The 24,005-nt window shown below is 44.3% G+C and carries 26 protein-coding genes; 8 read left to right on the top strand and 18 right to left on the bottom strand.

Annotated features, from left to right (window positions below; genetic code table 11):
• Nucleotides 1–7: 7 nt before the first annotated feature.
• From hfq to speE, 11 genes are all read right to left on the bottom strand, one after another.
• The gene (gene hfq, locus BG32_RS05820) at nt 8–250 is read right to left on the bottom strand and encodes an RNA chaperone Hfq (protein WP_006492522.1); all 243 of its coding nucleotides are present in this window, start codon (nt 248–250) and stop codon (nt 8–10) included.
• Nucleotides 243–1,163: a tRNA (adenosine(37)-N6)-dimethylallyltransferase MiaA gene (miaA, locus tag BG32_RS05815; protein ID WP_014730580.1), complete on the bottom strand. Its 921-nt coding sequence runs from the start codon at nt 1,161–1,163 to the stop codon at nt 243–245. Before miaA ends, hfq begins: the two co-directional genes overlap by 8 nt.
• The gene (locus tag BG32_RS05810; protein WP_099772097.1) at nt 1,160–1,942 is read right to left on the bottom strand and encodes a class I SAM-dependent methyltransferase; all 783 of its coding nucleotides are present in this window, start codon (nt 1,940–1,942) and stop codon (nt 1,160–1,162) included. Before BG32_RS05810 ends, miaA begins: the two co-directional genes overlap by 4 nt.
• Nucleotides 1,939–2,151, bottom strand: a complete 213-nt coding sequence (locus BG32_RS05805; RefSeq protein ID WP_041928075.1) for a hypothetical protein — start codon at nt 2,149–2,151, stop codon at nt 1,939–1,941. Before BG32_RS05805 ends, BG32_RS05810 begins: the two co-directional genes overlap by 4 nt.
• 35 nt (nt 2,152–2,186) lie before the next feature.
• Nucleotides 2,187–4,598, bottom strand: coding sequence for a carbohydrate ABC transporter permease (locus BG32_RS05800; RefSeq protein ID WP_099772096.1), 2,412 nt, complete (start codon nt 4,596–4,598; stop codon nt 2,187–2,189).
• A gap of 9 nt (nt 4,599–4,607) precedes the next feature.
• The gene (locus tag BG32_RS05795; protein ID WP_099772095.1) at nt 4,608–5,936 is read right to left on the bottom strand and encodes a carbohydrate ABC transporter permease; all 1,329 of its coding nucleotides are present in this window, start codon (nt 5,934–5,936) and stop codon (nt 4,608–4,610) included.
• Between the two features lies 1 nt (nt 5,937).
• Complete coding sequence (gene folP / locus BG32_RS05790) at nt 5,938–6,783, bottom strand: dihydropteroate synthase (protein WP_099772094.1); 846 nt, start codon at nt 6,781–6,783, stop codon at nt 5,938–5,940.
• Nucleotides 6,780–8,363: a CTP synthase gene (locus BG32_RS05785; RefSeq protein WP_099772292.1), complete on the bottom strand. Its 1,584-nt coding sequence runs from the start codon at nt 8,361–8,363 to the stop codon at nt 6,780–6,782. The genes folP and BG32_RS05785 overlap by 4 nt, the downstream gene beginning before the upstream one ends.
• Nucleotides 8,314–9,231 (bottom strand): deoxyribonuclease IV, encoded by a 918-nt coding sequence (locus tag BG32_RS05780; protein WP_183084297.1) that lies wholly within the window; start codon nt 9,229–9,231, stop codon nt 8,314–8,316. The genes BG32_RS05785 and BG32_RS05780 overlap by 50 nt, the downstream gene beginning before the upstream one ends.
• Before the next feature lie 13 nt (nt 9,232–9,244).
• The gene (gene lepA / locus BG32_RS05775) at nt 9,245–11,056 is read right to left on the bottom strand and encodes a translation elongation factor 4 (protein ID WP_099772093.1); all 1,812 of its coding nucleotides are present in this window, start codon (nt 11,054–11,056) and stop codon (nt 9,245–9,247) included.
• A 167-nt stretch (nt 11,057–11,223) separates the two neighbouring features.
• Nucleotides 11,224–12,099 (bottom strand): polyamine aminopropyltransferase, encoded by an 876-nt coding sequence (speE, locus tag BG32_RS05770; protein ID WP_006492510.1) that lies wholly within the window; start codon nt 12,097–12,099, stop codon nt 11,224–11,226.
• Nucleotides 12,100–12,371: 272 nt separating this feature from the next.
• Here speE and BG32_RS05765 point away from each other — a divergent pair, with 272 nt between their 5' ends.
• Genes BG32_RS05765 through BG32_RS05750 form a run of 4 tightly spaced genes read left to right on the top strand, consistent with a single transcriptional unit; the run spans nt 12,372 to nt 16,180 of the window.
• Nucleotides 12,372–13,391 carry a rod shape-determining protein gene (locus BG32_RS05765; RefSeq protein WP_006492509.1) on the top strand — a complete coding sequence of 340 codons (1,020 nt, stop codon included), beginning with the start codon at nt 12,372–12,374 and terminating at the stop codon, nt 13,389–13,391.
• A 14-nt stretch (nt 13,392–13,405) separates the two neighbouring features.
• Complete coding sequence (locus BG32_RS05760) at nt 13,406–14,104, top strand: hypothetical protein (RefSeq protein ID WP_099772092.1); 699 nt, start codon at nt 13,406–13,408, stop codon at nt 14,102–14,104.
• Nucleotides 14,101–14,481 carry a hypothetical protein gene (locus BG32_RS05755; protein ID WP_099772091.1) on the top strand — a complete coding sequence of 127 codons (381 nt, stop codon included), beginning with the start codon at nt 14,101–14,103 and terminating at the stop codon, nt 14,479–14,481. Before BG32_RS05760 ends, BG32_RS05755 begins: the two co-directional genes overlap by 4 nt.
• Nucleotides 14,471–16,180 (top strand): penicillin-binding transpeptidase domain-containing protein, encoded by a 1,710-nt coding sequence (locus BG32_RS05750; RefSeq protein ID WP_099772090.1) that lies wholly within the window; start codon nt 14,471–14,473, stop codon nt 16,178–16,180. The genes BG32_RS05755 and BG32_RS05750 overlap by 11 nt, the downstream gene beginning before the upstream one ends.
• Here the strand turns inward: BG32_RS05750 and BG32_RS05745 are convergent.
• The 7 genes from BG32_RS05745 to BG32_RS05720 are packed head-to-tail and all read right to left on the bottom strand — an operon-like array spanning nt 16,135 to nt 21,714.
• Complete coding sequence (locus BG32_RS05745; RefSeq protein ID WP_099772089.1) at nt 16,135–16,764, bottom strand: YigZ family protein; 630 nt, start codon at nt 16,762–16,764, stop codon at nt 16,135–16,137. The two genes, BG32_RS05750 and BG32_RS05745, sit on opposite strands and share 46 nt — an antisense overlap.
• Nucleotides 16,764–17,621, bottom strand: coding sequence for a protease modulator HflC (gene hflC, locus BG32_RS05740; RefSeq protein WP_099772088.1), 858 nt, complete (start codon nt 17,619–17,621; stop codon nt 16,764–16,766). Before hflC ends, BG32_RS05745 begins: the two co-directional genes overlap by 1 nt.
• The gene (gene hflK / locus BG32_RS05735; RefSeq protein WP_014730571.1) at nt 17,621–18,598 is read right to left on the bottom strand and encodes an FtsH protease activity modulator HflK; all 978 of its coding nucleotides are present in this window, start codon (nt 18,596–18,598) and stop codon (nt 17,621–17,623) included. The genes hflC and hflK overlap by 1 nt, the downstream gene beginning before the upstream one ends.
• A complete protein-coding gene (gene murB / locus BG32_RS05730; protein ID WP_259459549.1) occupies nt 18,598–19,251 on the bottom strand; it encodes a UDP-N-acetylmuramate dehydrogenase in 654 nt (217 codons plus the stop codon). The genes hflK and murB overlap by 1 nt, the downstream gene beginning before the upstream one ends.
• Nucleotides 19,248–19,514, bottom strand: coding sequence for a hypothetical protein (locus tag BG32_RS16285; RefSeq protein WP_259459550.1), 267 nt, complete (start codon nt 19,512–19,514; stop codon nt 19,248–19,250). Before BG32_RS16285 ends, murB begins: the two co-directional genes overlap by 4 nt.
• Nucleotides 19,496–20,113, bottom strand: coding sequence for a HEAT repeat domain-containing protein (locus BG32_RS05725; RefSeq protein ID WP_014730569.1), 618 nt, complete (start codon nt 20,111–20,113; stop codon nt 19,496–19,498). Before BG32_RS05725 ends, BG32_RS16285 begins: the two co-directional genes overlap by 19 nt.
• 11 nt (nt 20,114–20,124) lie before the next feature.
• The gene (locus tag BG32_RS05720; RefSeq protein ID WP_099772087.1) at nt 20,125–21,714 is read right to left on the bottom strand and encodes a DNA repair protein RecN; all 1,590 of its coding nucleotides are present in this window, start codon (nt 21,712–21,714) and stop codon (nt 20,125–20,127) included.
• Nucleotides 21,715–21,911: 197 nt separating this feature from the next.
• Between BG32_RS05720 and rpmH the strand changes: the two genes are divergently transcribed.
• Genes rpmH through yidC form a run of 4 tightly spaced genes read left to right on the top strand, consistent with a single transcriptional unit; the run spans nt 21,912 to nt 24,001 of the window.
• Nucleotides 21,912–22,046 carry a 50S ribosomal protein L34 gene (gene rpmH / locus BG32_RS05715; protein WP_014730567.1) on the top strand — a complete coding sequence of 45 codons (135 nt, stop codon included), beginning with the start codon at nt 21,912–21,914 and terminating at the stop codon, nt 22,044–22,046.
• Nucleotides 22,043–22,471, top strand: a complete 429-nt coding sequence (rnpA, locus tag BG32_RS05710) for a ribonuclease P protein component (protein ID WP_099772086.1) — start codon at nt 22,043–22,045, stop codon at nt 22,469–22,471. The genes rpmH and rnpA overlap by 4 nt, the downstream gene beginning before the upstream one ends.
• Nucleotides 22,416–22,658, top strand: coding sequence for a membrane protein insertion efficiency factor YidD (yidD, locus tag BG32_RS05705; RefSeq protein WP_099772085.1), 243 nt, complete (start codon nt 22,416–22,418; stop codon nt 22,656–22,658). Before rnpA ends, yidD begins: the two co-directional genes overlap by 56 nt.
• Nucleotides 22,655–24,001 carry a YidC/Oxa1 family membrane protein insertase gene (gene yidC, locus BG32_RS05700; RefSeq protein ID WP_014730564.1) on the top strand — a complete coding sequence of 449 codons (1,347 nt, stop codon included), beginning with the start codon at nt 22,655–22,657 and terminating at the stop codon, nt 23,999–24,001. The genes yidD and yidC overlap by 4 nt, the downstream gene beginning before the upstream one ends.
• Nucleotides 24,002–24,005: the final 4 nt, after the last annotated feature.

The following is a 24,005-nucleotide window of genomic DNA, read 5'->3' as shown; positions in this document are numbered from 1 at the left end:
ACTCTCTTCAGTCCTCCTTCTTGCCCGAAGTATTCGTTAACTTCACATACTTCTGAGGAACCATCATCTTGATAGCATGCTTGTAAACAAGAGTCTGTTCCTGACCATCTTCAAGCAGCACAGTGAAATTGTCGAAAGACTTGACCATCCCCTTCGTCTGGAACCCACCTTCGAGATAGATCTTGACTTCGATCCGGTTAACCCTTAAAAGATTCAAGAAACGATCCTGCAAATTGAACTTTTCAGCCATTCTTACCCCCCCAAACTGAGAGAATCGTATTTTCAAGAACCTGAGCCGCCTCATTTCCGAGAGTGGACAGGTCAATTCTCAAAGCTTCTCTGTATCTTCTGAACCAAATAATCTGACGACGAGCGTATCTTCTAGAGTTTACGATAATCCGCTCACTGGTATCCGTAAGGGATACTCCACACTTTATATATTGTACCATCTCAGCGTAACCTATTGTCTTCAGTGCGTTGAGTTCCGGAGCATAACCCATCTCGAGAAGCCTCTCCGTCTCTTCTGCAAGACCAGAGTCAATCATCCTGTGGACACGTGCCTCGATTCTTCTGTGCAGCTCGTCCCTTTCTCTCTGTAAAATCACTATACCAAACTCTCCCGACATCTCGCTCTCTTTATGGAATTCAGTTAACGGTTTCCCTGTTCTGAGAAAAACCTCAAGATATCTGACAGTACGTTTCAAATCATTTTCGTGTATCGTTTCAAAGGCTTTGGGATCGACTTTCCGGAGCAGCTCTCTTAAGAACCCCTTTTTTTGTGATTCGATTTGTAGCAGGGCTTCACGAATATTTTCATCTCTCGCCGGAACATCCGCCAATCCTCTGATCAGGGCGTCAGCATACAGGCCCGTCCCACCGGCCAAAACAGGGATTTTACCCCTTGATTTAATCTCCGCGATGAATTCGAGAGAGAGCTTCCTGAATTCCATCACGTCGAAACTCTCATCGGGATTTCGAATGTCTATCAGCCAATGCTTAAGCAGAGATAGTTCTGTACGTGTTGGTTTTGCAGTACCAATATCCATGAAGCGATAAATCTGACGAGAATCCACGGAAATCACTTCTATTGGAAGTCTTCCAGCGATTTCCAGCAGAAGTGAAGTCTTCCCTACGGCAGTTGGACCTAATACTAAAGGGATCATTTCTTTTCAATCACCCCATATAATACTCCACTTTTCTTACTTCCCCAGAGTCTATCGAAGTGAAGACCAAGCTCCTCGAAAAGCGTGTCTCTCGTTCTGCTCTTAATTATGAATCTCTTCGAAGCAACCCGTATCATTTCATCCACATCAGGCCTTATTATTCTCTCATATACGGCAAAGGGTCTTAGCGGATTGATTGAATGGGAACTCAACTGGGGTCTGTCAAACATAGGGTCACAGTAAACAATATCGTAAGAGTTGTCTGCACAAGACTTTACGAACTCCCGCAGATTAATATTATGAAGTTCGATTCTTGTTGATGCCTCTCTTATCCATTCATCAGTGTAAGGGTAGTTTCGAAGGCCATGGGCGACTACTCTGAATATGTGTTCGGACGCTTCAAGGCCAACAACTTTGCCCCGAGGCAAGAAGTGTGCAATGAGAAGCGCCTCGTTTCCCAGTCCAAAAGTAGTGTCTAGGACTACTTCTTCCCCTGAAAGCTCCATGCTGTTTATCAGGTAGTCAGAATTTTGAAGCTTGATGTTCTTGTATCTGACCTTCGACATTCCCGGGTGAAAGAAGAAAACAGATTGTCCAGCCTTTATGGAAAGCTGACCATTCTTATCAAACACGTAATAGAAATCAACGGGACTCTCTTTCTCAAATTCCCTAAGTCGGCCTCTCGAAACATACTTCACTCCCAGTTCCTCTGCCAGAGTTCTGGCATTCACGACTTCTTCTCTAGTAGGCTTATGAGAGGTTGTTACTACGAATCTCATCTATTTCCTCCAGTGTCATTTTGCGGCATTCCCGGAGCCAGTTGCCTTAAGAGCTCCAGTTCAGATTCCTTGATTTCGATTTCTTTCTCGAGAGCATCATACTCCCTCTGGAGGTTCTCGAGTTTTCTCTGAGCCTGCTTGTAACGTGCTATTGCGTTATAGTTGTTGATTAACAGGAGCGAAAAAAGCAGCGCCAGAAAGATGAACAATCCAAGCGGAAATCTCGCCCTATTCTTCTTGCTTTTTATTTGAGACCACTCCTGGCAATTCCGGCAATGAAGTACTTCTGGGTAATCAGAAAGAGAATTACGACCGGAATTATGGAAAATGTAGCGGCCGCCATCAGTAGATGGTAATCACTTCCCGTTGCAGAACTGAAATTCTGAAGTCCAACCGGTAAAGTCCTGATCTCGGGACTCTTCGTAACTATAAGGACCCAAAGGAAGGAATTCCAACTACCGACGAATTTCAGAAGCGCAGCGGTTATGACAGCGGGTTTAGAAAGCGGAACTAGAATTGTCCATAGAAAGCGCCACTTAGAAAGGCCGTCAATCATAGCCGCATCGTATAGTTCGTTCGGGATAGTCATGAAATGTTGTCTCAACAAGAATATGGCAAAAACGGAAACTACCCACGGAACAATTAGGGCGTAATACGAGTCAATCCAACCAAGGGCAGTAAGCGTGATGTAGTTGGGCACAAGGAGTACTTCTCCGGGGACCATCATTGTCGCCAGGAAGAGAGTGAACAAGAGATTTTTCCCGAAGAACTCCATCTTTGCAAATGCAAAGGCCGCCATAGCTGCAAAGATTATCTCAACAAATGTTGTCACGGTAGCTACGAACACAGTGTTGAAGTAATACCTGCCGAAAGGGGCAGCGTTCCATGCTGTGACATAATTTTGAAAGAAGTTGCTAATAGTCTCTCCCAGAGTAAAATTCGCCTTGCCGGCGCATTGGTCGTCTTTGAGCCAGACCGCAGGAATTCCTTTCAGCTTTATGTCGAAAGATTTCGCACCGGACGGGGAAATGATACCCCTGTAGTAAACTCTTTCAACTTCATCGGGTTTACTTGAGAGATCAAGTTCGCTGAATATATCGGAATGGACTCTGGAGAAAGTACCTATTAAGTCGGTCTCTCTCCATCTTCGTCTTATCAATTCTGCAAACGGTTCGTGGCCACTGATGTTTGCCTGCCTATCCAGGCTCGCTACAACGCCCCCGACTCCAATCGTCTGACCTGCCTCTGAGGCCACTTCCTTAATCAGTGTGATGAGACTCGAATAAGGTGTCTCTTCATCCATCGCGCTATTGACTTTCTCATCGAGGACTGGATCAGAAGCAACCAGAAGCGAAGTTCTCAGGAAATTCATGGCATCATTGATTGCTTCGAGTGGTGTCTGCACATCCGAGAAGTATTTTGAAAGACTCTCCTTAAAATTGCTATCAAGATAGTTCAGGAGGATTGCAACTGCGTTCCGTACATTAGACGGATTAACCTTGGTAAGCAAGTGGGTTCTCATTTCCTCATCAATATCCCACCGATTCACAAAGTCGGACAGCAAGGAGTGCACTTCAGAATCGGTCCGTATCTTTCCCACTATTGAAGCGCTTGAAAGACTCTCATTCTGTGATTCGTCGTAGAAAATTCTCAAGTCGGAATACAGATTCAACAAGTCCATCCACTGAATCAGTCCAGAAGGTGCGGCTTCAAGAGATCTTTCGAGCTGCCTCACCGAAAGAGAGACTCTGGAATCTCCAGCAGAGATTTCTTGAGAAAGCGTGACCACTTCAGAAGCAACATTCCTGATAGTATTAATGCTGTCTCTCAAATCTTCAACCACTTTCTCCAGTTCGGTCAAATCGGTGACCCCAGTACTCCCAGTTCTATAAGGCTCGAGATTCTCTATTGAACGCGTAAGCTCAACTACCGGGTTTTCGAAAAGTCTGGCCGACTCTTCCCGGATTCTCTTTTTGATCGCTTTGCTTTCATCAGTATCTATTGGCAACTCTTTCATTGTAGTTTCAACGCTTTGCGCCAGTCTTTCGATTGCTTTCGAATACTCCGTTTTGAGCGACGTTACGAGAACAACTCGCCTAACAAAACCATTATCTCCATACACAGCCACGTTAAAGAAGCTGTCCAAAAAACGGCCAACGTCATCTACAGGAAGATCTTTCAAATCTCTCGAAACTGAGTCCGGGAAACTGGTAGCAAGTGTATGATACCGTTCAACTAGAGATTCGAATCTCTGCCGATCAACCTCCGTCGAATAGTCGGCAGGAGAACCGTTTGTCTCCAAGAGCTGGATCTCGATTTCGCCTCTTCTAATCGGGTCATCGTCAAGATTAACGGTCACTGTATCAAAACTTGCAGACTCCTCCATAAGGGCGGCGAAGTTTCTGAATTCGCTGAGACTCAAAGCCGAGAGATCTACCGAAGCACTTGCGCTCTTCTGCTTGATTTGTGTCTTGAACGTGAAGGAACTTGCTGCGTTCTTTGTCGTCCATACAGGGGGCCAACTCGAAACTTCACTGGGCGCCTTGAAGGAGGTCGCAACCATCCAGGCAAATGGAATCAGCATCAGAAAGGCTCCACCGACAATTACTACGTAGAGTAGAATTTTCGAGATAATCTTAGTCGACGATGTAGTCATCTGAACACCTCAACCTTCGTAGTGAACGCGCTTCTTACCCACATTTAGCTGCACCATTGTCAAGACCAGAATAATCATAAAGAGCACATATGCTGCCGCGCTCGCTACTCCCATTCTCTGCTGATTGTAGAATGCATCAAATACGTAGTATACAAGGGTCAATCCGCTTTTATTGACCGGCCCAGGTAGCCCCTGGTAAAGAATAAAGATCTGAGAGAATACCTTGAACGAACCTATCATCGTGATTATCATTATGAAGAAAGTGGTGCCCGAGAGGAGCGGCCAGGTAATGAACTTGAATTTCTGCCACCCGCTTGCGCCATCAACATCGGCGGCCTCGTAATAGGACCTATCGATATTCTGAAGACCGGCAAGAAAGATCACGGTAGTGTATCCAACATGCTGCCATACAGAGACTATAGCTATCGTTGGAATTGTCCAAACTTCATCTTTTAGCCAGGCAATTCTCGGCAGGTTGAAGATTGAAAGAATGTAGTTGAGCAATCCAAACTGGTCGTTGAACATCCACTGCCACACAAGTGAAACGGCAACAACAGATGTAACAAAAGGGATGAAATAAGCAGTCCTGAAAAGGGATCTCAGCTTTATGTTCTTGTTTAAAAGCATAGCAATAATCAGAGCCAGGCCTATCTGAGTTGGAACTGACAGCAGAACATAATAGACCGTATTGTAGATAGACTTAAGAAAGTCCGAGCTTTCTTTTGCCAGAGTGAAATACTGAACAAAGTCAGCGCTCTGAGTGAGGATTTGGTAGGCAAAAACGTAATAGACGACAATAAACAGGATAAGGGTTGACCACTGGCTCGATTTCATCCTTCTGCTCTGAATGCTACTCTTCCTGCGAAGAAGTACATAGAGTCCAAAACCCATCAAGCCCAATCCTGCAAACAGCCCGATAGTTGTGAGACCAATACTGGTATTACGCAAAAGAACATATCCGGAAAGCAAAACAATGAAAATGACATATAAAAACGAATGACTCTTGTCTGTCTTATCATACTTACTCATAAGTCCAAGAAGATAGTAGATGAGTTGAACTACTACAAGGACGATAACAACATAAACAACAGTGTTCATTAGCGAGTTCACAAAACTTAGGGAAACGGGATAGGTTAGCCTGAAGAGCTCCTTGTAATTGTCAAAACCTATGAAATAACGAGTAGTCGATGTGTAGTCCCATTTAAAGAAACTGAGAACAAGCGAGAAACCGATTGGCCAGAAGACAAACACTCCCAGAATTATGATCGAAGGCAGCAGAAAAAGATACGCCTTCCAGGTTTCCTTCCAGTATTTCTTTGAGCGTCTACTATAGGGCAAATCACTCCCCCCAATACTCTCCGCATGGGTTCAATGTCTTAAGTATACCAAAGATTCGACCGTGCTCCTGTACATCATGAACGCGAATTATGTTTACCTTTTTAAGGTATAAGTATGTTGAAATGCTAATAGTCTCTTCCAATCTCTCTTCAACCGGTGTTCCAGTAATCTTCGATATGAAGCTTTTTCTGGAATGCCCTACAAGAATAGGGAAACCCATCTTCTTAAACTTCTCTATATTTTTCAGAATCTCAATACTTTGTTCAGCGGACTTGGCGAAACCTATACCGGGATCAAGTATTATCCTGTCAGGATCTACTCCGAAATCAATTGCCCGCCTGGCCCTTTCAAGTAGCCAGGATGAAACTTCTCCAACTACGTCTCGGTAATCTGTCATTCGACTCATGGTAGAAGGATCGCCTCTCATGTGCATAATAACAACAGCTGCATGGTTTTCAGAGACTGCCTTTATCATCTTCATCGACCTGAGCCCGGTGATATCGTTGATCATGTCAGCCCCTTCAGAAAGTGCAGCACTCGCAGTCTCACTGTTATAAGTGTCTACTGAGATGACTGCATCAGGTCTTTTGCTTCGCAGCTGCCTTATTAAAGGTAGAACCCTTGCGATTTCCTCTTTTGACTCTACCTTTTCAGCTCCCGGTCTTGAGGATTCTCCACCTATGTCTATTATTGCTGCACCATTTTCAAGCATTTCGAGAGCTTTATCCAGAGCAACCGGTATGTCAATGAATCTGCTTCCCGGAAAAAAGGAGTCGGGGGTAATGTTGAGTATTCCCATAATTTGCGGTTCCGAAAGATCTAGTACTCTCCCGTTTTCGAATGTCACTGTTGAATCCTTCTCTTCTCTCTTACTCTCGTCAGGAAGAGTTCAAATATCGGATTGGGCCTACCCACCTTCGACCTGAATTCAGGATGATATTGAATACCGACGAAGAATCTCTTTTCAGGAAGTTCTATCGCCTCAACGAATGTCGCTCTAGAGGATATTCTCAGTTTACTTTCATCCGTTTCTTCTGGCGTCCTGAAAAGATCGGGAAAACGCTCGAGGTTGACCTCATATCTATGCCTGTGTCTTTCATAGACTAGACGCTCGTTATACGCCTCGTAAAGAGTTGTACCTTCTTCTATTGGAGTCTCCTGAGCGCCAAGTCTCATCGTACCGCCAAGTTTCAATATTGCTTTCTGCTCTTCCATTAGATCGATGACTGGATATGGAGTAGAAGGATCGAACTCCGTCGAGTTGGCATTCTCTAACTTGCAAATATTCCTTGCGAACTCGATAACCATAAGCTGCATTCCCAAACAAATACCGAGAATCGGGATGTCCTCTTCTCTGGCCGCCTTTATCACGGCAATCTTTCCTTCAATACCTCGTTTGCCAAAACCGCCGGGTATGATTATTCCGTCGTATTTGCGAAGCTCGGCCTTTATCTGTGCTTCCGTCATATCCTCAAAGCACTGTGAATCAATGACTTCCGGCTTGCTTGCTCCGCAGAGAGTAATGCTTTCAGAAATGCTCTTGTAAGCATCGTCTGTCCCAAGGTACTTGCCTACTATTACTACCCTGGTTGGAGCAAACGACTTGGGATAGTTCCATTCGAACCGTTCTTCGATTTCAATGTTTAGCCAGGATGCGATCTTTCTGTGAATCCCATGGGAGTAAACAATTCTGGGAACATCATACACGTTTTCTGAATCGGGTAGGTTGTAAACCATCTGCCTTTCTACTCCGCCAAAAAGGGCAATCTTTCCGAGTTCGTTTTCTTCAATTGGAAGCTCTGATCTAACAACAATCATTTGAGGCTGAATTCCAATTCTTCTTAGGAGTTGAACTGACTGCTGTGTTGGTTTCGTCTTAAACTCGTTCGTGACACGCAAATAGGGAACATAGGTTACATGTATGAAGAGGAAGTTCTCCGGCCCCTCCTCGACCCACAGTTCGCGTACCGCTTCGAGGAATATCTCTCCTTCAATGTCGCCAACAGTACCTCCAATTTCTATCATTATGAGATCACCCGGCACTTTTCTGATTCTAGACTTGATCTCATCAGTTACATGCGGAACCATCTGAACGGTGGCTCCTAAAAAGTCACCTTTCCTCTCTTTGTCGATTATTGACTTGAAGACCTGCCCCGCCGTCATGTTGTTCTCTCTTCTCATGTTCTTGCCAAGAAATCTCTCATAGTGGCCGAGATCAAGATCCGCTTCATAACCGTCTTCGGTAACGAAAACCTCACCATGCTGGTTTGGGTTCATTGTACCTGCATCGAGGTTCAAATACGGGTCTATCTTCAGAGTATTCACCTCTACTCCGCACTCCTTCATAACTCTAGCAATTGAGGCGGAAAGGATCCCCTTACCAATTCCACTGATTACGCCTCCTGTTACCACAACATACTTCTTCATCGATTGCTTTCCTCCGCCATCCAATTAGCTCCCTCACATACTTAATTTCTAAAGCATGATCTGCATCGTCTCCAGGCGTCTCCAGAAGCCACGGGATTTCCTGTATCTTTTCGTTTGAAAGAAACTCCTTGAATCCGCCATTCATACCTATGTAACCCTTGCCAATCATTTCATGACGGTCCTTGCCAGCTCCGAGCGGATATTTACTGTCGTTGAGATGCATCATCTTCAGCTTTTCGTAGCCCACCGTCGAATCGATTTTGTCAATAAGCTTCAAGGTTCCCTCTAAGTCCCTTATGTCGAAACCCGAGTCAAACCCGTGACAGGTATCGTATGTTATCCCAATCCTTTCAGGCTGAACAGAACCGTCAATTATCGCTGCAAGCTCCTCAAAACTGCTGCCAATGTGATTGCCTTTTGCAGAAACGTTTTCCAGAAGAAGCATCACATCGTTGTCCTGATTCTCACCTAGAACGATTTCCATTCCTTTAAGAATCCTTTCTAGTCCTTCACTAAGACCTTCGCCCAGGTGACTTCCGGGATGAAAATTCAAATACTTCAAACCCAAAGCAGCTGTGATTTTCATCTCTAGAGAGAGAAGATTCACAGACTTCTCCCATACCTCGTCATTAGGAGAAGCAATGTTCACGAGATAACCTGAATGAACCATACAATTGAAAGGATCTAGAGATTTGTCTTTCATTTCAGATATGAAGCTTGCTGACATTTCACTCTTAGGAGGAGAGGCCTTCCACATCCTTGGACTGTGAGGAAAGATCTGAAAAGTGTTTCCGCCGATTCCTACAGTGTCCCCGGGAACTTTATCGAACCCTTTAGAAATGGACATATGTGCCCCAAGTCTTATCAATGTTCTCACCTCGTCACTCTTCGTCACCGATTCTCAGAATCGCCAGGAAGGCATTCTGTGGAATGGTTACCTGACCGATTTCTCTCATTCTCTTCTTTCCTTCTTTCTGCTTCTCAAGGAGCTTCATCTTCCTTGTAACATCTCCTCCATAGCATTTGGCCAAAACATCTTTTCGTAATGCCTTTATATCGCTTCTAGCAATTATCCTACCTCTTGATTTCGCCTGTATCGGAATCTGAAATTGATGCTGCGGTATTAGTTCGCTCAACTTGTCCACTACCTTTTTTGCTACAGGATATTCCTTGTCTACATGAACTATGAATGAAAGCGAATCTACAGTCTCCTTATTGACAAGGATTGTCACTTTCACCAAATCCGACTCACGATAGCCGAGAATTTCATAATCCATTGATGCGTAACCTCTCGAAATTGCCTTCATCCTATCGAAGAAGTCAAACATTATCTCCGACAACGGAGCCTCAAAACGCAGAACAACCCGATTCTTTCCAGCGTTTTCCACTGCTTTGAAGTCGCCTCTCTTTTCGGAAGTTATGAACCCTATTAGGTTGCCCATATATTCCGAAGGCGTGATTATAGATAGGTCGACAAACGGTTCTTCAACTCTCAGGAACTCACCGGGCTCTGGAAAGCTCGCGGGATTTGTTATTTCTGCAACTTCACCGTTCTGTAAAGTGACCCGATAAACAACATTAGGGGCGGTAAGAATACAGGCTATTTCGAATTCTCTTTCGAGCCTCTCTCTAACTACATCCATATGAAGTAGACCGAGGAACCCCACCCTGAAGCCAAAGCCCAAAGCGGGAGAGTTCTCCGGTTCAAAAACGAGCGAGGCATCGTTCAGTTTGAACTTATCCAGCGCCTTTCTCAGTTCGTCGTAGTACTCGGGCATTCCCGGAAACATCCCAGCGTAGACCATAGGTTTCGCCTCTTTGTAACCGGGAAGAGCAGTATCAGTAGGATTATTGGCAGAAGTAACGGTATCTCCTATCTTGGCACTCGATACGTCTTTTATTACGGCAATGATATAACCAACCTCACCTGCATCCAGAGAATCGGTGATTTCCATCTGAGGAAGAAAGTATCCCACTTCGACTACTTCAAAGATTTCACCGGAAGCCATCATCTGAATTCTGTCTCCCGCTTTTACACTTCCTTCAAAGATTCTTACGTGAATAACTACGCCTCTATACTTATCGTAAATCGCATCGAAAATCAATGCCTTCAATGGTGCTTCTAGCATTCCCGACGGGGGTGAGACTCTCTTGACAACTGCTTCCAGAATCTCCTTAACCCCCTGACCAGTCTTTGCACTCGCCTGAAGGCAGTCTTCAGGAGAATAGCCTATCAAATCGACTATTTCCGCAAGTGTTTCCTCGATATTTGCATTTGGAATATCTATCTTGTTCAGTACAGGTATCAACTCAAGATCATTCTCGATTGCTAGATATGTGTTGCCAACCGTTTGAGCTTCAACACCCTGAGAAGCGTCAACAAGCAAAATCGCTCCCTCACAGGCAGCCAAGCTCCTGGAAACCTCATAGTTGAAGTCAACATGACCAGGTGTATCAATAATGTTGATCTCGTATGTAATCCCATCATCAGCAAGGTAATTCAGCTTCAAGGGCTTAGACTTTATGGTAATTCCCCTTTCTCTCTCAATATCCATGGAATCCATGAACTGATCCTTTTTGTTTCTTCTGTCCACAGTATCGGTGATATCTAAGAATCTGTCGACGAGAGTCGTCTTCCCGTGATCAATGTGAGCAATTATAGATATGTTCCTAATACGATCTCTCTTATACATTAATACTCCCTCCTGCCGATCAAGGATGATTCTATCACGGCACGGGTAAACCGGGTTAAATTCAACAAAAGAAGGGAGAACAACTCCAGCAAAATGCTGTAGGTCATTCTCTCAACTATAGAAATCCTATTCACAATACATCAAATGTAAAACTTCGCAGCCATGTATCAAAACTGACCGGTCAGCTCTTTAAGGAACGTAGGAAGAGCAAACGAGGCCCTGTGTATTTCAGTATTATAGTATCTAAGGGGCGCTCCAAAATCAAGAACCCTTTCTTCATCGTAATCCTCGAGTGGATCCAGTTCTTTAGATCCAATTGTATAAGTCCACATACCAGAGGGATAAGTCGTCATGAAACCAGTGTACATCTTTGAAATGGGAAATACGGAGGAAATCCTGTTATAAGCAATCGCAACCCACCCCTTATCATAGAAAGGGTCTTCAGTTTCCGCACAGAATATTCCGTCCTTTCTTAGAGCTTTGTAGCAATTTGAATAGAACTCCTTGGTAAAGAGATGCCCTCCTTCGCCTGCCGTTGGGTCAGTAGAGTCCACAATTATTACATCAAAATAGTCCTTGTTCTTCCTCACAAAGTCCGCTCCATTTTCATTAAAAATAGATGCCTTAGGATTGTCTAGTTCCACCGACATTTCCTTCAGATGGAGCTTCGCCGCATCGATTACATATGGATCTACTTCACATAGAATCGCTTCCTCGACAGAGGGGTGTTTTAGGACCTCTCTCAAGCTACCACCGTCGCCACCACCAATTATCAAAACCCGTTTTGGGTTCGGATGTGTAAAAAGTGGAACATGGACCAACATTTCATGATACATAAATTCATCGGCTTCAGTAAACATTGTTATCCCATCTAGCACAAGAACCATTCCAAACTCAGGGTGTTCGAAAATATCTATTCTCTGAAAAGGACTCTGGAATGAATACACGAGCTGCTTCATCTTCATGAAGAGTCCTGCATTTCCTCCTGTGTAGTATTCCATGTACATGAGATGGTTCAACGTTCTTAACTCTCTATCTTCCATGTCTTCACCTCCGTGTTTTCATCACAATCATCTCATCGAACTTCATCAAAAAATAGTTCATCTAGCTCTAGAATAGTGAAAAATAGGCCCTTACTTTGTCGTTGGCGAGGCCACATGGATTCTATCACTTTGATTAAGGCATAGTCAAACTTGTATAATACCTTCTCCAGAAGGTTATTGAACAATGACGTGGAATTTCAAACGCTTCGTCATTCGGCCTCATCCTGATGGTAGAATTGAGAATAAAGACTTTCCCGACAGGAGGCCTTCGAATGTTCTTAAGGCAAGACATGGGTATAGATTTGGGAACTGCCAACACTCTGGTCTATGTAAAAGGCCAAGGAGTAGTAACTAATGAACCCTCGGTTGTTGCAATCGATGTGAATTCAGGAAAGATCCTTCAAGTTGGCCTGGAAGCAAAAAGAATGGTGGGTAAAACGCCCGCCAGTATAGTTGCTACTCGCCCCTTGAAAGATGGTGTAATTGCAGATTACGACATTGCCCTCGCGATGCTGAAGTATTTTATGGGAAGAGCTATTGGCAGACGAACTTTTGTTAAACCAAGAATTGTGATTGGCGTTCCTTCCGGGGCGACCGAAGTGGAGAGAAAGGCAATTGTGGATGCCGCAATAGAAGCTGGAGCAAAGAAGGTCTTCCTAATTGAAGAACCAATGGCTAGTTCAATCGGCGCCGGCCTGAATGTGGAAGAACCTACGGGGAATATGATAGTTGATATCGGCGGAGGAACAACTGAAATTGCGGTGATTTCCCTCGGCAGCATTGTCTTGAGCCAATCTATAAGAGTTGGCGGAGACGAAATGGACGATTATATCGTTCAGTACATCAAAGAAAAGTACAGACTGATGATTGGCGAGAAAACAGCGGAACGTGTCAAAATGGAAATTGGAAATGTGGTCGAAACAGAAGAAGCCGACGGTTCCTATGCGGAAATTGTTGGTCTAGACTTGAATTCAGGTCTCCCGCGTAAGATTTCCATCTCCGGTTCAGAGATTCGAGAGGCGATTGCAGAACCGGTTTCTAGAATTGTTGAGGCAGTCAAACTCACTGTGGAAAACACACCTCCCGAACTCATTTCCGATATCGTGCAGAGCGGTATTGTTATTGCGGGCGGAGGTTCCCTCTTAAACGGAATGCAGGAACTGATTCAAAGAGAAACTGGAATCATGGTTGTCATAGCCGATGATCCCTTGACTTGTGTGGCGAGAGGAGCTGGTCAGGTTCTGGAGAGAGTCTCCATACTTGAAAGAATTGAAAAAGGCAACTTGAGATAGAGGAGACTTCTCTAGTGAAGTTTGCTGAAGTGGCGGTTGTAATCTTAATGATCTTTCTTGTCCTGTCATCGATTCTAGAAGTGACGGGTACCAACAGAAGAGCGAGTGAGTTTTTTGATGATATGGCATTACCCCTTATAAATCTGAGAGTGGATATCGAGAACTTTTTCAGGGCGCTCTTTCAAACAAGAAGCATAGATCGTGTAATAAGAGATCTGAATAGATACGCCGATTCATTCAGTGACAAGTTTGAGTTTCCAATTCCAATGAGAGTTGCGTTTTTCAGTTTTGAAAGAAACAATACAGCCGTTATGACCACAAACAGACCGGCTTTGCCAGGAACTCCCGTTGCTTCGTTCTTTTCATCGACCATCTATGGTGTGGTTAAGAGCTCGAATGAACGCTACTTACTTGTTTCTCCGCTCACATCTCCGGGAACTAGAATTTCGGCCGCTGTTCACAGAGAGGAGACAGTTATTGAAGGCGTGGTCTATTCAGACGCGGGAAAACTGTATTTCTCAACATTTGATCCGTATTATCTAGAGGCGGGTGATTCAGTCAGAATTGCTTCGACGGTTCCAGGGTACGGATACTACAAAGCAATGAAGCTCGATCTAATAGGCGAAATCGCAGGTCGCCATGGAAGCGATTACCTGGTAAAGAATCCGAACGTATTTGGTGACTACTTTCTCTTTCTGGAGTTGCAGGAATGATTTGGCTGCTTCTGATAGTACCGGCTCTATTCTTTGATCTCGGATTCGGAGACTTGATCCCTTTATATCCCATATATCTAACGCTCCTGGTATTTCTACCGACGAGAAACGTCGCATTTGCGCTTTCACTTGCATTACTGCTTTCATGGATAGTTGGAATTGCACTTTCCGGAATCGGTATGGTAATCGCCCTTGCAATAATACTTGTTATTTCTGCAGTTGCTTTTCAGGACCGTTATCGAACACCAAGTTTTGGTGCTCTCGTTGCGGCGGCAATAGGAATCACAGGAGTCTGTTTTGCCGGTACCGGCTTCGGTGTACTCTTTTCGTTCTTCGCAACATTTCTCATATTGAGGAGGTTGAGCGTTGAAGATTAAGAGATTCGACCTCTTCTTCGTACTTTTCATTCTAACAGTGGGACTCTTCATTTATAAATTGTACGATTACCAAATTGTGAGCTCTGATAAATACGCGGCACAAGTAGAAAGCATTAGCCATCGATCGATCTCTTTGCTTCCTCAAAGAGGTATGATTTTGGATCGAAATGGAATTCCGCTTGCGTGGGATGCACCCTACTACAATATTGAAAAGAGGGTGGTGTTTCTCCCTGATGACCTGAAGAGAATGATAATTGATGCCTTCGACGACAAACAGAAAGCAGAAACACTTATAAAAAACCTTGAAATGTTTGGAAGTGTTGAGGCGAGTCTTCCAGCGGCTCTCGCAGAAAGGCTCAACGACTTCCCGGAGCTGGAAGTTTCTGAAAGAGTTATCAGATACTATCAAAACAATCCCGGTGTTGCGCACGTTGTGGGATACATAAAAGCTGACGGAGAACCGGTAATGGGAATAGAAAAGCAGTACAATGACTTGTTGAGAGGAACTCCAGGGGAGCAGTTAATAAGAGTCGATGCGCTAGGACGCCAGATAAGTCTTGAAGGTGAAAGGCCGCCTGTAGGGGGAAAAGACCTTACTATAACCATAGACTCTCAAATGTCAAAATACATTTATGAATTAATCAACGAAACCGGCAAGAGCGGCGCAGCAGTAGTGATGACAACAAGCGGAGAGATCCTTGCCCTGGTATCGGTCCCCGGCTTTGAAAACATGTCTTTCACAAAGGGAATCTCCAATAGAGATTGGGAAAGATTGAATCTCGATCCCTCCAGACCGCTTGTCAATAGAGCGTTAACTCCTTTTACGCCAGGATCTGTGATTAAGCCGTTCATTGCAATGGTAGCTTTGGCAGAAGGAAAGGATGCAACTGAACAAATAGATTGTCGAGGAAGTTTCCAGTACAAAGACAGTCAGGGCATAGTTCAAGGGGTTTACAGAGACTGGAATCTTTACGGCCATGGCATGACAGATCTGTCTAAGGCCATAACCGTTTCATGTAACGTATACTTCTATCAGCTGGGGCTTGAGTTGGGAATTGACACGATCAGCAATTATGCCGAAATATGGGAGGTTTTCGAGCCAACAAACATAGATCTACCTGAGGAATCAACAGGTCTAATGCCTTGTCCCTCATGGAAACAAGAAAAACTCGAAGAAAACTGGTTTCCCGGGGATACTATTCAGATTTCAATAGGCCAGGGTTATCTAAGCATCACTCCCTTGCAGCTGGCAAAGATGACCGGTGAAATTGCTACTAAAGGCCGCGAAATACTTCCCTATATTGGTACAGAGAGAGTGAGTGACAGGGCAGTAATTGAGCTTGGTGAAAGTGACTGGAACTTGCTTACAGAGGCTTTGAGAAATGTCATAAGCAAGGGGGGTGGAGCTGCCGAGGCGGGAACCGCCTATTCGGCCTTCAGGAATTTCGAAGGAACGGCAGCCGGCAAAACTGGTACAGCGGAACAGGGAGGCTCAAAACCTACCCATTCCTGGTTTACCGGCTTCATGCCACTTGAGGAGCCCGAAATAGTGGTAACCGTCTTCGTTCATGAAGGAGGCTATGGGTCCGGACTGGCATCACAGATATCCAGGAAGATAATGGACTATTACTTGCAGGAATACATGCAGCAGAATCACTCGACCGGGCTGACAAAGCTCAGTTCTTCCCCCGATTTGTGAAAGATTCTTCTGTCTTCAAGAAACCCCATAATTCTTTCTATGTTCTTTTCCTGAACAGCAAGTGATGCAAAAACCCTTTCTGAATAGTCGACTTTTCGGACCGAATAGTCTTTATCTTCACCGAAGAGCCTGATAAAATCGTTCCACTGACTATAAGTCATTTCTACAACCAACTCTAGCCCAGGGCAGTACAGGGCCAGTTTCCCGGCCCTGAGCGCTCCTGCAGCAGTCTCTCCGTAGGCATCAATCAAACCTCTCACTCCTAGTTTTGTTCCGCCAAAATACCTGGTAACTACCACGACAACGTCCGTAAGTTCAAGACTTTCGATAGCTCCGAGAATAGGCTTACCGGCAGATCCATGAGGTTCTCCCGCATCTGAGTAATTAGCGATTTCCCTTCCCTGAAGGGAAATCCGGTATGCCCAGCAACAATGGTCGGCGTTCGCATACCTTTGAGAGAGCGACTTGATAAAGGACTTTGCTTCTTCTTCACATTCGCATCTTGCGCCGTCACCTACGAACCTGGATCTTCTGACATTGATTTCAAAGTGTCCAGGTTCAAGAAGAGACTTCTTACAGCTCATTATTCTCCTTTGGATAGTTTGTCAATGAAATCCATGGCAGGACCCAAAATGTAGTTCGCATCCTCTAGAGTGCTCTCGTAGACTTCGAGTCTCTTCATGAATTCATAGAAATCGGGGTCTCTGTTGAAGGCTTCGGCATAGATTGAAAGCGCTCGAGCATCTCCTGTTCCGATTATTATGTCTGCTTCCTTCTGGGCTTTGGCGATCGTAATCTGCGCCTCTTTATCCGCCTCGGCTCTCAACTTCTGTGCCTCTCTATTCCCTTCGGCCCTTATCAGCGAAGCCTCCTGTATTCTCTCCGACTTCATTCTCTCGAAGACGGCGTTCCTATTTTCGTCAGGCAAATCGGCTCTCTTAACGCGAACAGATATTATTTGAATTCCAAAGTCCTTCATATCATTTGCAGCGAGAGCGGTAATTTCATCAAGGACATCCGTTCTATTTCCGGAAATGATCTCGTCGTAATCGAGTTTTCCAAATGTGTTTCGCACGTGAGAGTACACTACATCATCAATTCGTGTAAGAGCAGTAAGTTCTGATTTCATTGTCTCTATGAATTTCCTCGGATCTACTATTCTCCATAAAGCAAAAGTATCGGCCAGAATCGTCTTCTTGTCCTTCGAATATATCCTTTCGGCATCTACGTCGTATATCTGTATACGTTTGTCAAATTTTCTCACGTTGTCGATGAAAGGTGTCTTAGTATAAAGGCCGGCCTCGGTGATGGATTTCTGAATCTCGCCAAATCTCAAAACAACGGCCTGTTCAGTTTCATCGATGATGAAGAAGAAACTCGGCAGAAGTATGATCGCAATTACCACGATGATCGCAACGGAAATTATGACTTTGTATTTCATCACCTCACGCTCCCTTCAAGATCAAGGAGTTTCAGAACACTGCTCTGATCGAGCACAACTGTCTTGCTTGCTTCAGAAAGAATCTTGTTAAGGGTCTCAAGATACATTCTCGTTCTTGTTACGTCTGGAGCCTTTTCATATTCCTCGAGAATTTCGAGGAATCTTTCGGCCTCTCCTTCGGCATTTAGGATTCTCTCCTGGGCATAGCCTTCGGCGTCCTTAATTATCTGGGCAGCTTCTCCTTCGGCCTTTGGAATAATGTCGTTAGTGTATTTCTCAGCCTCGTAGATTAGCTTTTCCTTGTCCTGCTTGGCACTATTCACATCGTCGAAGGCTGTGATAACCTGCTGCGGCGGAGCGACCTCCTGAAGGAAAACATTTTTCACAATAATTCCTGTATCAAGTCTATCAAGTTCTTCCTGAACCCTCTCCGCAGTCCTTATAGAAATAGTGTCCCTCTCTGTTGTCAATATCGAGTCAATGGTGCTCGAAGCAACTTCCTCCCTGAGAACCGATTCGGTCGTGAATCTTACGATATCTCCGTCGTCAACAATAGTGAAAGCCAACTTCGCAGGATCACCCACGTAGTACTGTACAACCAGCTCGACCGAGACGATATTTCCATCTCCGGTAAGCATTAGGGACTCGTTTGCATAGGTCTGATAGGTCCCAGTTCTGATCGTCCTGAACCCAATCTCCTGTTTTCTCAAATTCGAAGTGTCGATAACGACTACACTTTCAATGGGAAAGGGCAGGTGATACCCAAGTCCTGGCCCTACGCTGTTCGTAAATTTGCCGAACCGCTTTATCAGCCCCACTTGATCGGGACCAACCAGAAAGAAGCCGCTCAAGAAATACACGGCAACGATTGCGACAATAACCAGCAATACAAAGAGGCCGGACCAGAAAAAGCTTTTCTTTGGTCCTCCGTTCCCGGTAAAATTATCTTCAGGTTCCTCGATTCTTACATCAACCATTATTCAACCTCCTTCCAAATTTCTATCTCGGTATTGAGAATAACGCCTGTGGCCCCTTCAACTTTCTTTCTAATTATCTCTACCAGAGTCAGAATGTCCTTCTGACAGGCGCCTCCTCTATTCACAATGAATCCTGCATGTTTTTCCGAAACTTCAGCTCCTCCCACTCTTAAGGACTTCAATCCCAAGCGTTCTATAGTTGAACCAACGTAGAAATCCGATTTAGGTCTCACGAAGACACTGCCGGCACTAGGGTATTCCAGTGGTTGCTTCTGAATTCTCTTTGCAAGGATTTCTTTCATCTTACTTTCGATCTCGGATCTTTCACCCCTCTTCAGCAAGAATTCAGCACCGACAACGATTCCATCTGCTGATTTGAATATGCTGTTTCTATACGAAAACCCGGCGTTCCTGGAGTCAACATCTATTACTTTACCCCTCCCGTCAAGATAAGAGACTCTAGTCACCCGATCGCCGATTTCCCCCCCAAAGGCTCCTGCGTTCATCAATACGGCACCACCAACTGAACCTGGGAGTCCCGTCAAGAACTCAATGCCCGTTAACCCTTCTGCCAAACAATGCCAGATGAGAGAGTTGATACTCGTTCCCGCCTGAACAAAAACCTTGTCCCCATCGCTTCTGAGTAAATTCAGATTCCTAGTCGAAACAACAACACCCTCATATTTATCAGGCAGATCACATTTGAACCGCCTCCGATGACTTTGTACGGAAGTTTTTCCCGCTTCAACAAGGATAGGATCTCGCTCAGAGACTCTACAGAATACGGTGAAACGAATACTCTGGCTGGACCACCAATCCTTATTGTCGTGTGCCATTCAAGCGGCTCTTCGAGCCTTACATCCGCTCCAGCCAAATAGAGTGAATTAAAGTAATCAGTTAGATTTCTTTCTGCCATTGATAAAGCCTTTCAGCAATTTCCTTACCATTATGAAGGCTCAGGAGATAGTTTTTCAGTTCATGTCTTCTGGCAAGTATCGAATGGATCCCCTCCAGCGCAAAGGCTTTTGCAGATTTATCGGCCAACTTGTTTCCATAAAATCCTGCGAGAGCCTTAACGGCAACCGAAGAATCGGTGTTGCTCAGTGCCATGATTAGTTGATCTTGCAGTTCAGCGTCATAGTTTTCCTCAAGCATCAGGGCCAAAACATCTACCACTTTCTCGCCTTCCCCCAATCGAGCAAGAGCTTCGTAGATTACTATCTGTGATCTTTCATCACTGTACTTACTCAGAAGCTCGTAAAGATGTGTCACGGCTCTTATATCACCGATCTCCCCTGCCAAATCTGCTAGATAAAGTCTTGATACGGGGTCGATATCCTCTGATCTCATCTTTTCGATAAGAAAAGGAACCACGTCCTTACCCATTTGAATTAAAGCATCAAAACATATTTGGGCTGTCTCGCTGTCTTCGCTAACCAGCAGACTGAGAAGCACTGGAGCGGCCTCCACTCCTTTTTCTTCGACAATCCTGTTTATCAATTCTTCTCTTTCCATTACCCATACTCCTAATCTGGAATTTGACCACTCATTTCTTCGATTTCCCGTTCCTTGGAGCTGCCATGAAGCTCCTCGATAATGGAAATCGTTTCGTTATAGACTTGCTGCTTTCTAACAACAAAATGCCGATCTGAACTCAATGCGATTTGCGGAAGATGAGTTATTACAATAGTCTGAATCTCCCTTGAGATTTCCTCTAATTTCCCTGACACTACTGTTCCAAGTCGTTGACCAACTCCAGAGTCTACTTCATCAAAGACTATTGTTTTGAGATCGAGCTGATTCTTTAAGGCGGATTCAAGAGCCAATAAGAACCTGGAAAGCTCACCTCCCGACGCAACACTACCAATCTCCATTAAATCCATACCGGGATTTGTCTTAACAACCATCGTGACTTTGGATGTCCCGTAGCTTCTGGGCATTAATTCAGGCTCTAGATGAAACCTCAACTCCGCTCCCTTCATTCTGAGGTCCTCAAGGTGTACCCTGATCTGCTCCTCGATCTCTTTTGCTCTAACCAACCTTTTCTGATCAAGGATTCTTCCCGTTTCCTTCAAAGACGAGAGAAGCTCTTCTTCGTTCTTCTTCAAGCGTTCCTTTCTACCTTCCAGCTCCTTAAGAGTTCCTAGCTCTTTCTTGAACTCCTCTAGTCTCACAAGTATCTTTTCAACAGAGTCTCCGTATTTCCTCTTCAGACCCTGGATAATGGTAATACGACTTTCAATTGCATTGAATTCCTCATCATCGATCTCAAGAGTGCTTCTCTCTTCCTCAATCTTAGTGTAAAGCGAATCGAGTTCTTCTAGAGCAATCTGAAGGTTATCCAGCCAGTCCTTGTAACCAAAGTTCCTTATTTTTTCGACAGTTGCTCGCGCGTCATTGAGAGAATTATAAATTGATAGTTCGCCATCCTTAAGAAGATCAGTGAGTTCTTGAAATGTCTCAAGTAGCATCTGGGCGTTTCTGTATCTCGTATATTTCATTTCAATGGCTTCGTCTTCATGAGGTTGAAGATCTGCCTGTTCAATCTCCCTGATCTGGAACTCCAGAAAGTCCTTTTCCCTTTCAATCTGAGAAGGATCTACAATAAAGGAATCCAGTTCGCGTCTTACTTTGATGTACTCTGCATACAGCTCTGAATAACGGGTAAGGATTGTGTCTCCTCCAAGCGCGTGATCCAGAATTATATGGTGTTTGGATTCGTCCAACAGGCTTATACTACTATGCTGAGAATGAATCTCGACTCTGTCACGAAAAGCTGACTGAACAATCTGTTTGGGTACCATTTTTCCATTCATCCTGTATATGGTTCGCTGTCCTGTGAAGCTTACACTTACAAGAAGCTGATCACCATTGATCTCTACTCCCATGTCTGCCAGTTTAGAAAGCAATGAACCATCAACCGCAAAGTTACCTTCAACACTGCCCGAGCCGTCATTATCCCATAGCGGGGGAAAGCCCAACACCGCCCATAGGGCCTTAAGGAAGACAGTCTTTCCAGCCCCCGATTCACCGGTTATGGCATTCATACCGCCTGAGAACTCAACATAGAAATCCTTAAAAGTCAGAAAGTCTTTCCCTGCCAGCGAAAGCAGCATATCTCCCTCCATCAACAGCAAAAAAGGTAACTTTCATCTATCCAGTCCCTCAATCCATTATACTATTCATCAGCAGCTGCATAAGAAATTCTTTCGGGAACGCTTGTAGTTAATTTCACATCCTTTTATCGCCTTGACAGTGAAGGTTGCACTCCGTATAATGTTCACTGTGATGCATTTACTGGAGGTTATTAATCATGAAAAGAACATACCAACCATCAAGAGTCAAAAGAAACAGAACACACGGCTTTCTTGTGCGATCCCGCACAGTCGGAGGCCGAAGAGTGCTGGCAAGTAGAAGAAGAAAGGGAAGAAAGAGACTTTCTGTGTGAACCTCAGAGATCAGTCCCTTAGTAAAACCGAAAGGCTAAGACGAAAGGCAGACTTCGACAGAGTCTTCAAAAAGGGAAAATCAATTGTTGACCCTTTTTTTGTTGTATTGTATGTTAAGAATGGTCTGCCTTTTTCTCGTATAGGGATATCTATAAGACGGAAATTTGGAAAGGCTCACCTGAGAAACCGCCTCAGAAGATTGGTTAAAGAGGTTTACCGAACTAATAAACAAGTCTTTCCCAAAGGGTATGATATACTTTTCATTGCAAGAAAGGATCTATCCGACCTGTTTAAGAAGAGAAAAGTTGGATATTTTGATATTGTACAGATCATTAAACGAATCGCTGAGAAAATTGGAGAAACGTCCGATGAAAAAGATACTACTGTTTCTGATAGATTTCTACAGAAAAAAGATCTCCCCTAGAACCCGCCCAAGATGCAGGTTTTCTCCCACTTGTTCAACATACACATATGAGGCAATAGAAAGATTTGGAGCTCTGAAAGGGCTAATTCTAGGCATCTGGAGAATAATCAGATGCAATCCCTTCAATCCAGGGGGGTTCGACGAAGTACCAGATCATTTCACGCTATTGAGGAGGCACGAAAAATGAAAAGAGCGATAATTCTGACTTTGATCTTCGTGACATTATTCACGCTCTCGGTATCGGGCAAGGAACTTACCACTCAGGAAGGTACCAGTACGCTCATAGTTTCAGGTAAAACTCTAAAGGTAACTCTGGACACCAAAAATGGCTTGGTATTAGGAGTAACAAGTTATGCCGATAATAAGACGGTTGAGTTTTATGTGTACAATGAAAGCCTTGGAAAAGATGGATTCAACGTTTTTGACGTAGAGGGTACCGAGCTTCTGCCTACCTCCTTTTCATACGACAAAGATGAAGAAGGCAATGTAATAGTTAGCTTCAACTATGAGCAAGGTAGCAAGTCGTTTATTATCCTGAACAGTCCTTACTATGATTTCAGAGTTGAACTGAATTTCAATCAGAAGATTGAGGTCGCTCTGCCTTTTATTTCTTACCAGAATCAGACGATAGGACCCGACTCCTCATACTATTTGACATATGATAAGTTCAGCGGTCAGAAGACGCTCTTCGCAATTACTGCAATGCAAGGAACATTCAAATTCCAGAGATACGAATCTGAAACCGGTAGGGGAATTCTTGAATCTTTTGCTGGCCCTATGAGGTTGATCCACATGAGACAAGCTCTTCCGGAGCATTATGATGCTATTGTGAAGGACTTGCAAGACTTTGGAGGAGTTACCTTCTTTTCCTGGATCTATCATGGAATAGTTTACTTCCTGTTCTGGCTATATCAGTGGTCTGGAAACTTCGGTTGGGCACTGATTCTCTTCACAATTGTTACCCGATTCATCCTCTACCCCTTATATCACATTCAAACTAAGTCAATGCTAATGATGAGGATGCTTCAACCCGAAGTAGAGAAGATCAAGAAAAAGTATAAGGACCCCAGAAAGCAACAGGAGGCAATGATGGCTCTGTATAAGGAGAAGGGATACAATCCCGCTTCCGGATGTCTTCCAATACTCCTTCAGCTGCCAGTACTGATACTTCTATACAATGCCATTCGATACTTCAGCGAAGTAATGGCATATACGCCTGGTTTTCTTATTTGGAAGGATCTTTCAGTAGGTAACTTCGTACTGAACATACCGTTCATAATAATCACGGTAGTTGTAGGAATCTTCAGTTCATTGCTCACAGCTCAGGACGCAAGATCTGCGAGATCGGGAGTAATCATGCAAGTAATCTTTCCGATCCTTTTCGCCACATTCCCATCTGGATTGCTACTTTACTGGACAACCCAGAGTGTCCTTCAGTTCTTCATAAGCTGGGTAGTATACAAGCGCAACGGCATAAAGGGGCTGACTTTAAGACAGATGCTAGGTTTACAGGAAAAACCTGTGAAGTAGATTT

It is taken from the genome of Mesotoga sp. HF07.pep.5.2.highcov (genome assembly GCF_003666285.1).
Classification (GTDB): Bacteria; Thermotogota; Thermotogae; order Petrotogales; family Kosmotogaceae; genus Mesotoga; species Mesotoga prima.
This window is presented reverse-complemented; position numbering and strand designations above follow the sequence as displayed.

What these genes read in the sequence shown, in the direction of transcription:
- hfq (WP_006492522.1), bottom strand. Translation starts at nt 250, where the DNA reads ATGGCTGAAAAGTTCAATTTGCAGGATCGTTTCTTGAATCTTTTAAGG.
- miaA (WP_014730580.1), bottom strand. Translation starts at nt 1,163, where the DNA reads ATGATCCCTTTAGTATTAGGTCCAACTGCCGTAGGGAAGACTTCACTT.
- BG32_RS05810 (WP_099772097.1), bottom strand. Translation starts at nt 1,942, where the DNA reads ATGAGATTCGTAGTAACAACCTCTCATAAGCCTACTAGAGAAGAAGTC.
- BG32_RS05800 (WP_099772096.1), bottom strand. Translation starts at nt 4,598, where the DNA reads ATGACTACATCGTCGACTAAGATTATCTCGAAAATTCTACTCTACGTA.
- BG32_RS05785 (WP_099772292.1), bottom strand. Translation starts at nt 8,363, where the DNA reads ATGAAGAAGTATGTTGTGGTAACAGGAGGCGTAATCAGTGGAATTGGT.
- lepA (WP_099772093.1), bottom strand. Translation starts at nt 11,056, where the DNA reads ATGTATAAGAGAGATCGTATTAGGAACATATCTATAATTGCTCACATT.
- speE (WP_006492510.1), bottom strand. Translation starts at nt 12,099, where the DNA reads ATGGAAGATAGAGAGTTAAGAACGTTGAACCATCTCATGTACATGGAA.
- BG32_RS05765 (WP_006492509.1), top strand. Translation starts at nt 12,372, where the DNA reads ATGTTCTTAAGGCAAGACATGGGTATAGATTTGGGAACTGCCAACACT.
- BG32_RS05755 (WP_099772091.1), top strand. Translation starts at nt 14,101, where the DNA reads ATGATTTGGCTGCTTCTGATAGTACCGGCTCTATTCTTTGATCTCGGA.
- BG32_RS05745 (WP_099772089.1), bottom strand. Translation starts at nt 16,764, where the DNA reads ATGAGCTGTAAGAAGTCTCTTCTTGAACCTGGACACTTTGAAATCAAT.
- hflC (WP_099772088.1), bottom strand. Translation starts at nt 17,621, where the DNA reads ATGAAATACAAAGTCATAATTTCCGTTGCGATCATCGTGGTAATTGCG.
- hflK (WP_014730571.1), bottom strand. Translation starts at nt 18,598, where the DNA reads ATGGTTGATGTAAGAATCGAGGAACCTGAAGATAATTTTACCGGGAAC.
- BG32_RS16285 (WP_259459550.1), bottom strand. Translation starts at nt 19,514, where the DNA reads ATGGCAGAAAGAAATCTAACTGATTACTTTAATTCACTCTATTTGGCT.
- BG32_RS05725 (WP_014730569.1), bottom strand. Translation starts at nt 20,113, where the DNA reads ATGGAAAGAGAAGAATTGATAAACAGGATTGTCGAAGAAAAAGGAGTG.
- BG32_RS05720 (WP_099772087.1), bottom strand. Translation starts at nt 21,714, where the DNA reads ATGCTGCTTTCGCTGGCAGGGAAAGACTTTCTGACTTTTAAGGATTTC.
- rpmH (WP_014730567.1), top strand. Translation starts at nt 21,912, where the DNA reads ATGAAAAGAACATACCAACCATCAAGAGTCAAAAGAAACAGAACACAC.
- yidD (WP_099772085.1), top strand. Translation starts at nt 22,416, where the DNA reads ATGAAAAAGATACTACTGTTTCTGATAGATTTCTACAGAAAAAAGATC.
- yidC (WP_014730564.1), top strand. Translation starts at nt 22,655, where the DNA reads ATGAAAAGAGCGATAATTCTGACTTTGATCTTCGTGACATTATTCACG.